Source organism: Microcoleus sp. FACHB-68, from assembly GCF_014695715.1.
Classification (GTDB): Bacteria; Cyanobacteriota; Cyanobacteriia; order Cyanobacteriales; family Oscillatoriaceae; genus FACHB-68.
Map to the genome: position 1 here is coordinate 317,231 of NZ_JACJOT010000013.1, position 13,356 is coordinate 330,586.

The 13,356-nt window shown below is 41.9% G+C and carries 12 protein-coding genes; 5 read left to right on the forward strand and 7 right to left on the reverse strand.

The window, feature by feature from the left end; all coding sequences use genetic code 11:
- Positions 1-31 precede the first annotated feature (31 nt).
- Together H6F73_RS19090 and H6F73_RS19095 are read left to right on the forward strand one after the other, a co-directional pair.
- Positions 32-1,138, forward strand: a complete 1,107-nt coding sequence (locus H6F73_RS19090; RefSeq protein WP_190760351.1) for a DUF262 domain-containing protein — start codon at positions 32-34, stop codon at positions 1,136-1,138.
- Positions 1,135-1,833, forward strand: a complete 699-nt coding sequence (locus H6F73_RS19095) for an MAE_28990/MAE_18760 family HEPN-like nuclease (RefSeq protein WP_190760352.1) — start codon at positions 1,135-1,137, stop codon at positions 1,831-1,833. Before H6F73_RS19090 ends, H6F73_RS19095 begins: the two co-directional genes overlap by 4 nt.
- Here the strand turns inward: H6F73_RS19095 and H6F73_RS19100 are convergent.
- The 3 genes from H6F73_RS19100 to H6F73_RS19110 form a co-directional block, all read right to left on the reverse strand.
- A complete protein-coding gene (locus H6F73_RS19100; protein WP_190760353.1) occupies positions 1,830-2,873 on the reverse strand; it encodes a DNA cytosine methyltransferase in 1,044 nt (347 codons plus the stop codon). The two genes, H6F73_RS19095 and H6F73_RS19100, sit on opposite strands and share 4 nt — an antisense overlap.
- Before the next feature lie 485 nt (positions 2,874-3,358).
- Positions 3,359-3,610: a DUF6737 family protein gene (locus H6F73_RS19105; RefSeq protein ID WP_190760354.1), complete on the reverse strand. Its 252-nt coding sequence runs from the start codon at positions 3,608-3,610 to the stop codon at positions 3,359-3,361.
- A 133-nt stretch (positions 3,611-3,743) separates the two neighbouring features.
- Entirely contained in the window at positions 3,744-5,720 is a 1,977-nt protein-coding gene (locus H6F73_RS19110; RefSeq protein WP_190760355.1) for a DNA cytosine methyltransferase, read from the reverse strand.
- Positions 5,721-5,804: 84 nt separating this feature from the next.
- On the opposite strand from H6F73_RS19110, the gene H6F73_RS19115 reads away from it, so the two are divergent.
- The 3 genes from H6F73_RS19115 to H6F73_RS19125 are packed head-to-tail and all read left to right on the forward strand — an operon-like array spanning position 5,805 to position 8,144.
- On the forward strand, positions 5,805-6,164 hold the full coding sequence (locus tag H6F73_RS19115) for a VOC family protein (protein ID WP_190760356.1): 360 nt from the start codon (positions 5,805-5,807) through the stop codon (positions 6,162-6,164).
- A gap of 58 nt (positions 6,165-6,222) precedes the next feature.
- Positions 6,223-6,852, forward strand: a complete 630-nt coding sequence (locus tag H6F73_RS19120; protein ID WP_190760357.1) for a type I restriction endonuclease — start codon at positions 6,223-6,225, stop codon at positions 6,850-6,852.
- The gene (locus tag H6F73_RS19125) at positions 6,849-8,144 is read left to right on the forward strand and encodes a recombinase family protein (RefSeq protein ID WP_190760358.1); all 1,296 of its coding nucleotides are present in this window, start codon (positions 6,849-6,851) and stop codon (positions 8,142-8,144) included. Before H6F73_RS19120 ends, H6F73_RS19125 begins: the two co-directional genes overlap by 4 nt.
- Positions 8,145-8,157: 13 nt before the next feature.
- Here H6F73_RS19125 and H6F73_RS19130 read toward each other — a convergent pair whose 3' ends face one another.
- The 4 genes from H6F73_RS19130 to H6F73_RS19145 all read right to left on the reverse strand — a co-directional run bounded on the left by H6F73_RS19130 (position 8,158) and on the right by H6F73_RS19145 (position 13,121).
- The gene (locus tag H6F73_RS19130; RefSeq protein WP_190760359.1) at positions 8,158-9,159 is read right to left on the reverse strand and encodes an ATP-binding protein; all 1,002 of its coding nucleotides are present in this window, start codon (positions 9,157-9,159) and stop codon (positions 8,158-8,160) included.
- Between the two features lie 671 nt (positions 9,160-9,830).
- A complete protein-coding gene (locus H6F73_RS19135; protein WP_190760360.1) occupies positions 9,831-11,348 on the reverse strand; it encodes a hypothetical protein in 1,518 nt (505 codons plus the stop codon).
- A 228-nt stretch (positions 11,349-11,576) separates the two neighbouring features.
- On the reverse strand, positions 11,577-12,470 hold the full coding sequence (gene argB, locus H6F73_RS19140; RefSeq protein WP_190760361.1) for an acetylglutamate kinase: 894 nt from the start codon (positions 12,468-12,470) through the stop codon (positions 11,577-11,579).
- A gap of 90 nt (positions 12,471-12,560) precedes the next feature.
- Entirely contained in the window at positions 12,561-13,121 is a 561-nt protein-coding gene (locus tag H6F73_RS19145) for a shikimate kinase (RefSeq protein WP_347239573.1), read from the reverse strand.
- Positions 13,122-13,356: the final 235 nt, after the last annotated feature.

The window sequence follows — 13,356 nt, forward strand, 5'->3', positions numbered from 1 at the left end:
TACACCCATTCTGCCAGAGCTGGAGATCAATATGCCAAAAGCCCCAAAAATATCACCCAACTCAGAAATTACAGATGAACAAAGAGAAGCCGCAGAAGTCGAAATTCGAGAAAAGCAAAAAGTAGTTGACTATGACACAAAAGAATATCCAGTGGAAGTGCTTGTCAAAAAATACAGAGATGGGCTGGATGAAGATACCAATGAGTTGTATATACCAGACTATCAACGAGATATGATTTGGGAGGAACCTCGGCAGTCAAAGTTTATTGAATCTCTTTTGCTAGGACTACCCATACCATATATTTTTGTTGCTGATTTGCGACCAGAGCAAGAAGATGATGAGGATGATTTAGCTCGGTTAGAAATTGTCGATGGAACCCAACGTATCCGTACTTTAGATAGATTTCTCAATAACGAGCTAAAGCTGTGTGAACTAGAAAAGCTAAAGAAGCTTAATAACTTCAAATTTAGCGATTTGCCGCTAGCAAGACAGAGACGCTTCAACCGTGCTACCATTCGCATGATTGTGCTGACTGAGAAAGCTGATGAAGAAACACGACGGGATATGTTTGAACGCATCAACACAGGTAGCGTCGAACTAAATGATATGGAGAAGCGGAGAGGCATATCTCCTGGCCCATTTGTCAAACTTCTTGAAGAACTCGGCAAAAATACCAAATTTCGTAAACTATGTCCATTTTCAGAAGCACTTGTCCGCAAACGGGAGCCTGAAGAATTTGTGTTACGTTTTTTTGCATACTTAAATAATTATCAGAACTTTGAAAGACAGGTTAATGTGTTTCTTAATGAATATTTAGAAGAACACAACCATCCTGGAATTAATCAAGATGGTATGCGCTCTGAATTTTACAAAATGTTAGACTTTGTTGAAAAATACTTTCCAAATGGATTTAGTAAATCAAAAGGTAATGTAAAGACGCCTCGAATTCGATTTGAGGCAATTTCTGTAGGTGTTGCACTTGCCTTGAGGGAAAACAGCGATATTCAACCAAAGTCAATAAAGTGGCTTGACTCACCCGAATTCAAGGAATATACTACCTCAGATGCAAGCAACTCCAGACCTAAAGTAATTAAGCGTATTGAATATGTTCGCGATCAACTTCTCCGTAAATCATGACTAGCGCATTATTTCAGGATTTCAATGAACGCTCCAGAGAAGTGAGCAAATATTTTATGTTCTTAAAGAGTTTGGAGCAGGGAACTACTAAATTAAGTCTGGAAGGTAAGGGAGGAATCCCAAAAATCAAAGAAATTAATTCTGAGTTAATCAAGACCTTAAAAGCTAGTGGTTTTCTGTTGCTCTATAACCTAGTAGAAGCAACAATGCGAAACGCAATCCAAGCTATATTTGATGAACTGCAAACTCAAGGAGTTTCCTACGACCAAATTAGACCTGAACTGAAAAGAATTGTTCTCAAAAACTTAAAGAAGCGAGATCCTGACAAAATATATTTAAGCATAACGGCTATTTCCATTGATATTATTATTGCTGGGTTTGATAAAGAAGATCTTTTTTCTGGAAACCTTGATTGTAGAAAAATAAGAAGGACGGCAACTGAGTATGGATTTTCACATTTTACTGACCCTACAAAAACAGGTGATGGAACAGATTTGCTTATAATTAAGTCAAATAGAAATGATTTAGCGCATGGCTTTAAATCTTTTGCAGAAGTAGGAAAAGATCAAACCGCAGAGCAATTATTAGAAGTTAAGAATAAAACAATCATATATTTAAGGCAAATACTGCAAAATATTGAACAATATTTATCAAATCAAGACTATTTAGACTCATCTACTTTAGGCACTCCTTAACTAACCTGTTCAATATGATTTAGTATACTTTGGGCAATAACTTGACCAAGCTTGACAGGCACAGCGTTGCCAATTAATCGTCCTACTAGAGCAAACTTCACTGGTTCATCAGGGGCTACAAACTGATAAGCTGATGGAAAAGTTTGTAATAAAGCTGCTTCTCTGAGAGAAATAGCCCTATCTTGTTTGGGATGACCAAAGCGACCATTACCAAAACCAAAACACTGTGTAGTAATAGTTGGACTAGGTTTATCCCATTCCATTCTACCATATACTGCAGGATAGGTTTTACCACTCGTTTTTAAATGGCATTTTGCAATTAAGTCTTCAGGCCAATCTCGCCAACTTCCTCCCGGTTTGGAAGCACGAATACGGCGCAGATTTAGCGCAGAAAGCTTACTACTTCTATGGAGTCGATCTATTTTAGAAACTTGCCCCGCATAAAGGGATTCTAAATTTTCAATAGCTTGTCCGACTGTTTGGTAATTATTTGGGTCATGTGTGGGTGGAATTAGGTTAATTTGGCCAAATTTTGAAGCAAGTAATACTAATCGCTTTCGAGATTGAGGAATTCCATAATCTAGACAGTTAACCTCATAAGACTCAAAGCAATAGTTTAACTTTTTCAACCGGGCGATAAATCCTTCAAAAACTGAATGATGTTTTAACTGAAGTACATTCTCCATTGAAATAATATCTGGTTCGCACTCTTCAATCAGACGAGCAAAATCTTGCACTAGCTTCCACTTCGTCGAGTGTTGATCGTTATAACGTCTTGAATAACTTGAAAATGGTTGACAGGGGGCGCATCCTGCTAAAACTTTAATGCTACCTGCAGAAAAATGCTCAGCCAAATCAGAACCGCTTACATCTTCTACATTTTGCAATATAAATTTTGCTTTATTGTTGTGTTCGTATGGAAACTTACAGGCTGGATCGATGTCATATCCAGCTTTGACTGGAAGACCTGCTTGCTCAAACCCATACGTTAGTCCTCCAGCACCACAAAACAAATCTACTGTAGAGATGCTTTTAGCCATTCACTCCCTCTTGTTAGGATATCCGACCCAACGGGGTAGTCTAGCGTATTTGGATACGAACTACAAGCAGCGACTTAGCAGCTTACTTCTTGAGTACAGTCTTACAGATAACCTTGCAGGCAACTTAACTTTGAATGCCAACAGACAAGTTTTAAGTAAGACCTTAAACTCTGAAGAGCTTGTTTATATTCTAGATCAGTAAGACTCTGCAAGTTCCACTTCATCAAATTCCAAGCAAACTTCCCCTGCTCTTGAACCACATGAATCGCCTTAAAAGGTGCAAACCCTCCTTGAAGACCAGAGTAAACCTGTCCATTCCATCAAAGCACCGGCACCTAATGTCGTCAATAGAATACCCCATACAGCCACCAAAGAACATCAGATGTCGCTACCCTTATTAATTCCGTCTAACCAACCAGAGACTTCACAGCTTCAGCAATCTACCTTTCTTGTTTATCACCGGCACCCTCCCCATATTGCTATTCTCATTCACTTTGGGGTGAATTTTGAACTGATTGCTGGTAATATTCTTTCATAAGCTTAGGCCAAATTAACAGAAAAAAGCCCATCCAGGTTAACACCGGCACAGCAACAATCAAAGTTACCCAGATAATTTTAAAAAGGAACCAGCTACCACTGATCAGGGTGATGCCGGTGAGGAGAATTGACCAAGGTTGACACCACCAAGGTTTGTAGTCCCAAGGACTAAAAGGCTTTTGTTCTGAAACTTGTTTCATCGGAAAAATAAAATTAGTGCTGTTAGTGGTTATCTTACTGTAAATTTTTCCGTAGCGGGTGAGTCAGTCTCAAATTTCCTAATGCCGGCTCATTCCTAAGACATCTTGATTAATCCGGTTCCTTGTGGTTAATTCAACCTAAACCTAAATTTTTGCCAAGTTGTACGCTTCGCGGCGATAGGGTTGGAAAGGCATAGGGAATTAAATACTCTCCTTGGGTAATTTGAGAGTTTGTATTGTGATTCCTCACTTCATAACCCATACTGCGTAAAGATTTCAAGTAAGAAAATACATCCTTTTCCTTAACTTTCCACAACGCTGCCAATTTTTGAGCCGGCATTTGTGTTGCAACTCCGATTCCCCTCACGACGCATTGAACCACAACCCAGAAAGGATCGACGGTTAATGAGTGATGAAACGTTATTTCTGCACTGATGCGCGGAGGATATTGGTAATATCCAGAAAGTTGAACTAAATCAGCTTTACCTGTCACTTCAATCAATTTTTCTTCAAAGGCTTTCCAAAGGCAGGTATAAACAGATTTATTTAAATTTTTAGCACATAATTTAACCTTGCTTGTATTTAAATTCCAATTTTTACGTCCCAGCGCTGGGCAAATTTCTATTATATATTGATTTTCATTTTCTCCCTTTTCATCCATTCCTGCTGAAATGAGCCAGCTACATTCGTTCAAATTATAAGTTAAATCAATTTTGACACTATTAGGAGTTGCTTTTTTATTCCAATCAAACTCAGGAGATAAAAATCGCTCTGCTTCTCCATGAAAAGCTAATTGAGTTGATGAGCCGGTATTGAAAAAAACAGCAATTGCTTTCTGAGCTTTTTGAGCATATCTTTTTGTTAATTGACGCTTGCGCTTTCTAAACCCAAGTTCCCTGTCTGCCGGCAAGTAATTCATGGGGAATGGTAACTTTCTCCCCATCACTTGCTCTAAAATACTGAGTGCTAAAATTCGCCCTAGTTGTGGTGGGACTGAATTACCAATCTGTTCAATACAAACTGAGCGATTACCTACGATTTCATAAGCATCCGGGAAAGTTTGCAGCCGCTTCAGTTCTGCAATAGTGAATTGCCGGTTTTCCCAACTAAAAGGGCCGCTATATTGTCCTCCCTGTGCTTTAATTGTCCGCACCGGCATCTCAGGATCAGCTTTATATAAAAAATCAGAAAACTTCGATCTCCAGCTAAATATCGGCTGAGGATGTCCCATTTCCTCTGTATAAAAACTATAATTCAAACCCGGTGGAATATTTGCAAGAAGATGACCGTATCGACCGCCAATTTCTGCTGCTAATTCTGTTTTTGATATAACCGTGCCGGCAACCGCTTCTCCTGCTGTATAAAAAGGCTCATTGTTCGGAGAATCAGGCCCATGTGTTGGACAAGGAAATAAATAATTGCCTTCTTTCAATCCTACAATAAATAAGCGCTCTCGATGTTGGGGAACGCCATAATCAGCGGCATCGAGTATGCGATAATGAATTGTGTAGCCGGCATCCTTAAAAGCCTCTTGAATTTGTTTCCAAGGCTTGCCATTTTGAGCGCCAATTATCCCATAAACATTTTCAAATAAAAAGCCTTTGGGTTGCAATGTTTTAAGAAGGCGCACGTACTCTTTAAACAGAGTTCCTCTCGCATCACTGGTTCCCGAAACCCCAGATGCTCTCCGTCCTGCTGCTGAGAATGTTTGACAGGGTGGCCCACCAATAATAAAGTCTATTTTTAAATCGGAATTGGGGAAAAATTCTCTAATATCAACACACAGCGGTTGACAGTTTTCTAATAATTTCTCTGGCTGCGAATTTTTTACCAAAGTTTGTACATACTTAGCTTCAAGTTCTACCATTTGAACAATCTCGAAGCCGGCATCATGGAAAGCAATATCAAGTCCACCGCCGCCGGAAAATAAACTCAGCGTTTTAATGGGAGAATAATGAAGTTCGCTCAGCAACCGGCGCAGAGATTGGCCAAATTTATCCGGCCAAGCTGAACCACGACTAACCCCCAATGAATCCAACATCTGCTGAAACCAGATAACTTTTGCCGGCTCAGAATTCGGCAAATTTATATCCAAGGAAAGTGGTTGCATGAGTTAGATCAGCGTTACGATTGCTATTGCACTATCTTACGCCCTTACTAACTTAATTAGTCATTGCCATCACTCAATACAGCTATGGAAATCACTCAATGTCTTCACGCCGCAATTATCGTTTCTGAACTTGAACGAGCTGAGCATTTTTATGGGATAGTTTTAGGACTGTCAAAAGTAGAGCGAGTGCTAAAATTTCCCGGTGCTTGGTATCAAGTTGGAGACTTTCAAATTCACTTGATTGTTGCTTCAGATATTCCCTCAGCTCAAATCAATTCTGAAAAATTGGGACGCAGCGGGCACATCGCTTTCTCAGTTACTAATTTAGAAGCTGCGAAAGAGGGGTTAATCGCTCATGGATGCTCAATCCAAATGAGTGCATCCGGTCGCGCTGCTTTATTTACTCAAGATCCAGATGGTAACATAATTGAGCTGAGCGAGTGAACGGTGCCGGCATGAGATAATAAACAATCAGTCAAAAACCTCACATTTTACTAATGTTATGGTTCGAGCCATTCCAGCTAGTAATCTTTTCCTGGAATATTTGCAAGAAAAGTTCAATCTACAACGCACTTATAATGACCAATTTTTTACAGAATGGTCAACGAATTTACCGGAACTTTCTAATCTAGAAAAACAAACTTTAGATCGGGTTAAGAGCAATTATTTGCACTTGACTGAGAGTCGCCCTATGATAGAAAGCCTCGTGCAAATGGTGGTGCTATCGCCGCTGCTGGATCTAGCCGGCTTTTACCAACCTCCTTTTAAAGTCGAAGCAGAAGTGCCGGTGCAAATCTCTATTGAGGATGAAGACGAAGTTGTTCAGGGACGCATTGATGTTTTAATGTTGCGAAATCAATTGTGGTTACTCGCCATCGAATCTAAACGCGGTGGCTTATCCCTTGAACCGGCAATGCCACAAGCATTGGCTTATATGCTGGCTAACCCCGCCACAGAAAAACCCGCCTTTGGATTTATCACAAATGGCAGTAATTTTATTTTCTTAAAACTGTCTAAGCAAGGAACACCCCAATATGCCTATTCCTATGAATTCACGCTTCGACGAGGAAATGAAGATTTCTACAACGTCCTAAGCATTTTAAAGCGATTGGGTCAATTAATCTTGCAATGAAAATCATTGCTTATTCTTACACCGATCCTTTGTTTGAACCGGCACCTGATCGCTTTATCTGGGGTTGGGAAGTAGATCGCGTTTATCAAGACTTAGGCGAACGGGCACAACTTCAGCAACTTTTACAAGATTGCCAAACCGAAACCCCTGACTATTTATTAATTCGACGTTTAGAAGAATTGGGTGATTCAGTGCAGGATGTATGCCATCACCTTTCTGAAATTGAATCTTTGGGCATCAAATTGATTGCCACCAACTCAGAAATACAAACTCAGGACTTAGAACTTAAAAAAGCAGCCTTACTCCAACTGCTTAATGAAATCCAGCAAAATCAGCGTAGCCGGCGCATTCGTCAAGGACACGCCCGCAATCGCATTAAAGCCTTGCCACCTCCCGGTAAAGCCCCCTACGGATACCGCAGAGGTAAAGATCGCTACGCCCTTGATCGCAGTGCCGCGCCGGTGGTTAAAGACTTTTTTGAACAGTTTCTTCTCTATGGTTCCTTGCGCGGTGCTGTGCGCTATTTAGAGCAAAAACACGGTAAAAAAATCTCGGTTTCTACAGGCCGGCAGTGGCTAACAAATCCTGTTTATCGGGGCGATTTAGAATATCAAAATGGCGAAGTTATTTCTAACACCCACGTCCCAATTATTTCACGGGAAGAAGCTGCCCAAGTCGAGCGAATTTTGCGCCGCAACCGGCGGATGCCTCCCCGTACCGCCAGTGCTCCCCGTTCCCTCTCCGGCTTGGTTGTATGCGGGGAATGCCACTCATCAATGACAGTGTCTCGCGTTACCACCTTTCGCAAAGATCGGGAATATCTCTATCTGCGCCCCACCGCCTGCCCTAAACAACCCAAATGTAAAGCCATTCCTTATGAGCAAGTTTTAGAGCAAACAATTGAGGGAATTTGTCGGGATTTACCCCGTGCAGTTGCCGGCATCAATATGCCAGATATGGATAAAATCAAAAGTGGAATTGCCGGCACCATTGCAACTAAGCAAGACATCCTTTCTCAACTTCCCAACCTCACTGCCACCGGCATTCTCGACACAGAAACCGCAGAATTACGTGCCTACAAACTCCGCACAGAAATTTCCGAACTGCAAAGCCGGCTAGCTCAACTGCCGCCAGTGAATTTACGCGAGATTGCCCAAGCTGTTTCTATCCCGCAATTTTGGCTAGATTTATCAGAATCAGAGCGTCGATTTTACTTCCGAGAATTTATCCGTCAAATAGAAATTAGTCGCCACGAATCAACTTTGCATCTGCAACTTCTTTTCATCTTTTAACGTTTTTTTTTCACTAATTAATGATTAAGGATCGTTCCTCAGCCTCGCGTCTGTTAGACTGATACACCGGCAGCTCTACAATAAAAGTTGTCCCTTCACCCAATGTTGAAAAACAATAAATATTGCCGCCGTGAGTTTCCGTGACAATTTGGTGAGAAATAGATAATCCCAATCCCGTGCCAACGCCTATCGGTTTCGTCGTGAAAAACGGCTCAAATACACGGGTTTTCACTTCCGGATTAATCCCCAGCCCATTATCAGAAATACTGATCGAAATTCGGTCGGCACCCACCAGTTGTGTAGCAATCGCAATTTGCTTTTTGTTAGAAGCGCCGGCAGCAATTTCTTCATCCGACTGCCCATTTTTTGCCTCTTTTGCTAACAACGCATCAATCGCATTGCTGAGAAGATTCATAAACACCTGACTCAACTGGTTAATGTGGCACTCCACCGGCGGCAGTTCGCCGTATTGCCGTACAATTTCAATTTTTTGTTTGTAACGGTTGTGCAGCATTACCAGCGTACTTTCAATGCCGGAATTTATATCCGCTTCTTTCATCTGGCATTCGTCGAGGCGATAGAAATTGCGTAAGTTGAGAACCAATTCTCGAATTCTTTCCGCACCCAGCTTCATCGACTCCACAATACGCGGCAAATCTTCTAGAACATAATCTAGTTCCACCTCTAAAAGTACATCCTCAACCGCAGCATTTATTTGATAAGCCGACTGGTAAACGTCTATTACCTTTAACAGCGCTTCTATATGCTCCTCTACATACGGTAAATTCCCGTAAATAAAGTTAATCGGGTTATTGATTTCATGAGAAATACCGGCAACCATCTGACCCAGCATCGACATCTTTTCCATCTGAACCAGATGCTCCTGCATCTGCTTCATTTGTGTCATGGCTTCTTTAAGGCGCAAGTCTTTACGCTGCACTTGCCGGCTCAATTCAGCAACCTTTTGCTCCAGTTCGGCATTACGTTGCTCTAGATGTTTAGTTAACTCGTCCATTTCCCCAGCCCCCATCCTTAGATTGATACAAAGCAAAAGCCAGCGACCACAAATCAGAACTCACCTTTCAGATGCCTTAAAAATTATTACTATTTTGCAATTTTTTACTCAACTTGCCCCATTCTTTACAATTACTTTATAAAATTTATCCTTGGAGGACGAACCCGGCGGGTACTTGCCAATTAGGTACGCTATATTCTTGAGGATTATCCTCTGAGATGTCTTTAGCCGATTGCAGCAATTTGCGAGGAGGTTTCGTTCTGGCTGCACTCACAGCGAAGTCTTCGGCTTCTACCGTTGTTTTACCTAGAAGAGCTATTGCCTGACCAAAGAATGCCTCTTAACTCCCTAACTTATATTCACTTTATCGAGAAATATAGGGAGTTTACTGTGAGCTAGATCACGGATTAAGATGTTCTCTGTCAGGTTATGTCTTGACAAATTCCTATCGACTCTTCCCAGAAGCCGAATCTCTGGAGAATTTCCAGTCTTAATCTTTAGCTTTGTAAGTTATAACTCTATCGCGCGATAGAAGAAAAAGTTGTGAGGTTTCACAAGGGAAACATTTGGTAGAGAAACTAGGCTCACCTTTTACAATTTGGCCACAAATTTAAACCTCTGCTGGTTGCAGCTTGAAAGAGGAAATCTGACGCCGGCATTCCCAACCCTTTTCACTTTGTTTTTAATGACTGCTCAGTTACTTCAGGTATAATTTGCTGCTCATGTTTAGGGAAGTCTGATTTGCCGGTATTGCGGACATTCACAAGTTTGTTCAGCAAATTAAACCAAAAGGAGGAACCCATAGAAATCGCCAAGCCACTCACAATCCACCCCGCAATCTGCTTGAGATAAGGAATTTTCCATCCTTCTCTAAATTGTTGTCTCTGATTCGCTTTACTCCAGCCAATCGGGATAGAAACATCTGAAAGTGCCTCTCTCATTTCTGTTTTAAGCTTAGTTAAACCGGCTGCGGTTCCTTCTGGATTTCGAGTAACCACCTGCTCAGCATTTTGAACGATTGTTGCCCGCAAAACCGAATTTCTTGATAAACTCCCGACAATATGGAATGTATCGGTATTAGCAATTCCAGCTACGAGCAAGCCAATTAAAATCGCCACACCTTTGGCATTGCGTTTATAAACCCCAGAAGCTCGATCCATTGAGCGATCAAACCAAGTTTCAATTTGAATTTGCAATTGAGTTAGATCATCCTCAATGCTTGCACTGCCACTTTTAACGCGGTTAGCGAGTTCGGATATACTATCTTTTAGAGACTTGGGTAAGGTATCAATTAATTTTGAAATTTCTATATAAGTCGGACTCTCTGGATCGTTAACAGCTTGTTCAAATTCTGAATAAAGCTCAGGAGTTCTGGCAATGACTTGCATCACTTCTTGCAATTTTGGTTTAAGCGTTCCTAGCAATACTATTCTTTCATTGTCTCCAAAAATATCTTGTTTGAGTAATTGCAGCCGGCTCAAAAATATCTGGCTAGATGGATCATCTGCCGGCAACCCGATCTTGCAATTGCTAATATAAGTATCTAACTTATCAGACATCCGCTCAATGCTCATTTCCAAGGTAGTTCTTTCCGCTTTCAGATCCGCAACAATTGTTTCAAGGCTTTGAGCGAACTTATTCAGCTCTTTTTCAACCAGTGCTTTGCTGTCTTCTGAAATACCGGCTTCCCTAACAAGTGATCCAATTTCTTGAAGCAATCGATCTTGCTTAAATTTCTCAACTCTGGCAAGACTCAGCAATTGAGCCAATTTCTTAATTTTTAAAGTGTCAATTAGCGTCCGCGCAAACGATTCTGGCGGAATGTAAGAAGGGCCACTATCCTTATTACCAAAAATATCTCGATCTTTCGGCAACATCTGGCGACCCAGCTTAATGAACGTATCACTAATTTTGCGGAATGTTTTTGCCATCAGTCCTTTTGCTTCTTGATTAAGGTTTCTCAGCAAAGGATGATCGTAAAGTGAATTCGCCAGAGTTCGAGCTTTCTGAGCATTTTCATTGTCATTATTGCCGCCGGCAATTAACACTTCTATCGATTTTTTTAAATGTTCCGCTCTCCACTGTAATAAGGTGGAAATTAGTTCTTGAATTTCGGAGGCGAGTAAGCTTAATATCAAGTAAATAAAAATTAAGCCAATCGCAATATCTAAAATTAAAGGAATGCTCATTTGATTCAAAACTCCAGTCTGAACAGCCACCCGCACACGCTCGGCAGTTTGACGAGCCTTCGGTACTATACGGCAGAATGGGGAAAGTTCTTAAATAGTTTAAACAAAATTAAAGCCGGCACACCGTAGTGCAACCATTGTTCCGGCTTCCCAACTATAAAAAAACTAAATAAAGAGAGCAGTGCCGGCGCGATCCTGCAAGCAAGTATCATCACCGGCACTGGCAACTTAAGCGATAAACTCAGATCCCACCAGCATCGAACCGATCCCAGTGTCAGTAAAGATTTCTAACAGCAAGGCGTGGGGAAGGCGACCGTCGATAATATGAGCGGCTTTAACGCCTTGGGCAAGTGAACGCACACAACATTTTACCTTGGGAATCATCCCGCCGGCGACGATGCCAGTTTCGATCAAATCTCGTGCGTCTTGAATACTCAACTTGGGAATTAATGTGGATGGGTCTTTATAATCCCTCAAGATGCCGGCAGTATCGGTCAGTAAAATCAATTTTTCTGCACCTAAAGCAGCCGCAAGTTCACCGGCAACCGTATCCGCGTTGATATTATAAGCTTGACCTTCTAAATCTGCCGCCACACTAGAGACAACCGGGATATAACCGCCGTTAACCAACGATTCTAAAAGATTGATTTTCACACTGGTTACTTCGCCAACAAAGCCAATGCCTTCTTGACCTTCGGGACGTGCATTAAACAAATTACCATCCTTGCCGCACAGTCCCACGGCCTGTCCGCCGGCACGGTTAATCAGAGAAACCAGTTCTTTATTCACCCGACCAACTAAAACCATCTCCACAACATCCATCGTGGCAGCGTCAGTCACGCGCAAACCGTTCTTAAATTGCGGTTCAATGCCTAGTTTATCTAACCAGCTGTTAATTTCCGGGCCACCGCCGTGAACCACAACAGGTCGAATGCCGACACAGGACAAAAAAACGATATCGCGGATGACTTTGTCTTTGAGCGTGCTATCTTTCATCGCCGCGCCGCCATATTTGACAACAACCGTGCGACCGGCAAACTGCTGGATATAAGGCAGTGCTTCACTCAGCACTCGCACCCGCGTGGCTTCAGCTTGCTGAAAGTATTCGTGTTCGGAGAGCATGGGGTAACAATTATGCAAACAGGATTGAATTGCAGTTTATCGGCTGAGGGTGCGGCTCAACAATCTCTTGATGATGCAATTTATTGCGGATTAATTTGACTCAGCCGCACTCGCAACCTCTGATTTAAGAACTTTGCGAATTTCCTCAAGCACTCGCGGTGCAAGTTGTTGTGGCGTCTCACCGGCACCCGTGATGATGTGTACATCCGCTTGCGCGTACAGGCGTTGCCGGCTCTCGTAAAGGCTGTGCAGCTTTGCCAAAGGGTCAGGATCTCTTAACAAAGGCCGGGTGGTATCCTGGCGCAAACGCTCATAAAGTTGTTCCACCGGCACGTCTAGCCACACCACAATGCCGTAATGCAGGTAACTCCAGTTTTGCTGCCGCAGCACAATCCCGCCGCCGGTGGAGATCACTAACTTTTTATAAGCCGCCACTTCCCCCAAAACTTTGGTTTCCGTCTGTCGAAACGCTTCTTCCCCCTCCGTCTCAAACATCTCTGCAATTGACTGGCCGGCAACCTGCTCAACTAACTCATCCGTATCCACAAACCGATAGCCGAGCTGCTTGGCCAATATACGCCCCACCGTTGTTTTGCCGGCACCCATCATGCCAACCAAATATAAATTCACCCCTTTTAATAAGTCGCTCACAGACTTTATTTCTCCGTTAATGCTTGTCTTCTTCTATCCGTTTTTTTTATCTTATCATTATAATTTATTTGGTTTTTTTGAATTTCTTAATCTAAATTCAATTTGGATTTTTCCCGCTTAAAATATAAATATTTTCTATAATTAATTTAGTTTAATCCCAATCCAGCTACCTATTTTGAGTTAAAATGAAGTAGCCTGAACAAAAACTATCCAGTTAATCTAGACTAACCAGACA

Coding starts and splice junctions, on each gene's coding strand:
- H6F73_RS19110 (WP_190760355.1), bottom strand. CDS start 5,720: ATGCAACCACTTTCCTTGGATATAAATTTGCCGAATTCTGAGCCGGCA.
- H6F73_RS19100 (WP_190760353.1), bottom strand. CDS start 2,873: ATGGCTAAAAGCATCTCTACAGTAGATTTGTTTTGTGGTGCTGGAGGA.
- H6F73_RS19105 (WP_190760354.1), bottom strand. CDS start 3,610: ATGAAACAAGTTTCAGAACAAAAGCCTTTTAGTCCTTGGGACTACAAA.
- H6F73_RS19095 (WP_190760352.1), top strand. CDS start 1,135: ATGACTAGCGCATTATTTCAGGATTTCAATGAACGCTCCAGAGAAGTG.
- H6F73_RS19135 (WP_190760360.1), bottom strand. CDS start 11,348: ATGAGCATTCCTTTAATTTTAGATATTGCGATTGGCTTAATTTTTATT.
- H6F73_RS19090 (WP_190760351.1), top strand. CDS start 32: ATGCCAAAAGCCCCAAAAATATCACCCAACTCAGAAATTACAGATGAA.
- H6F73_RS19115 (WP_190760356.1), top strand. CDS start 5,805: ATGGAAATCACTCAATGTCTTCACGCCGCAATTATCGTTTCTGAACTT.
- H6F73_RS19130 (WP_190760359.1), bottom strand. CDS start 9,159: ATGGACGAGTTAACTAAACATCTAGAGCAACGTAATGCCGAACTGGAG.
- H6F73_RS19120 (WP_190760357.1), top strand. CDS start 6,223: ATGGTTCGAGCCATTCCAGCTAGTAATCTTTTCCTGGAATATTTGCAA.
- H6F73_RS19125 (WP_190760358.1), top strand. CDS start 6,849: ATGAAAATCATTGCTTATTCTTACACCGATCCTTTGTTTGAACCGGCA.
- argB (WP_190760361.1), bottom strand. CDS start 12,470: ATGCTCTCCGAACACGAATACTTTCAGCAAGCTGAAGCCACGCGGGTG.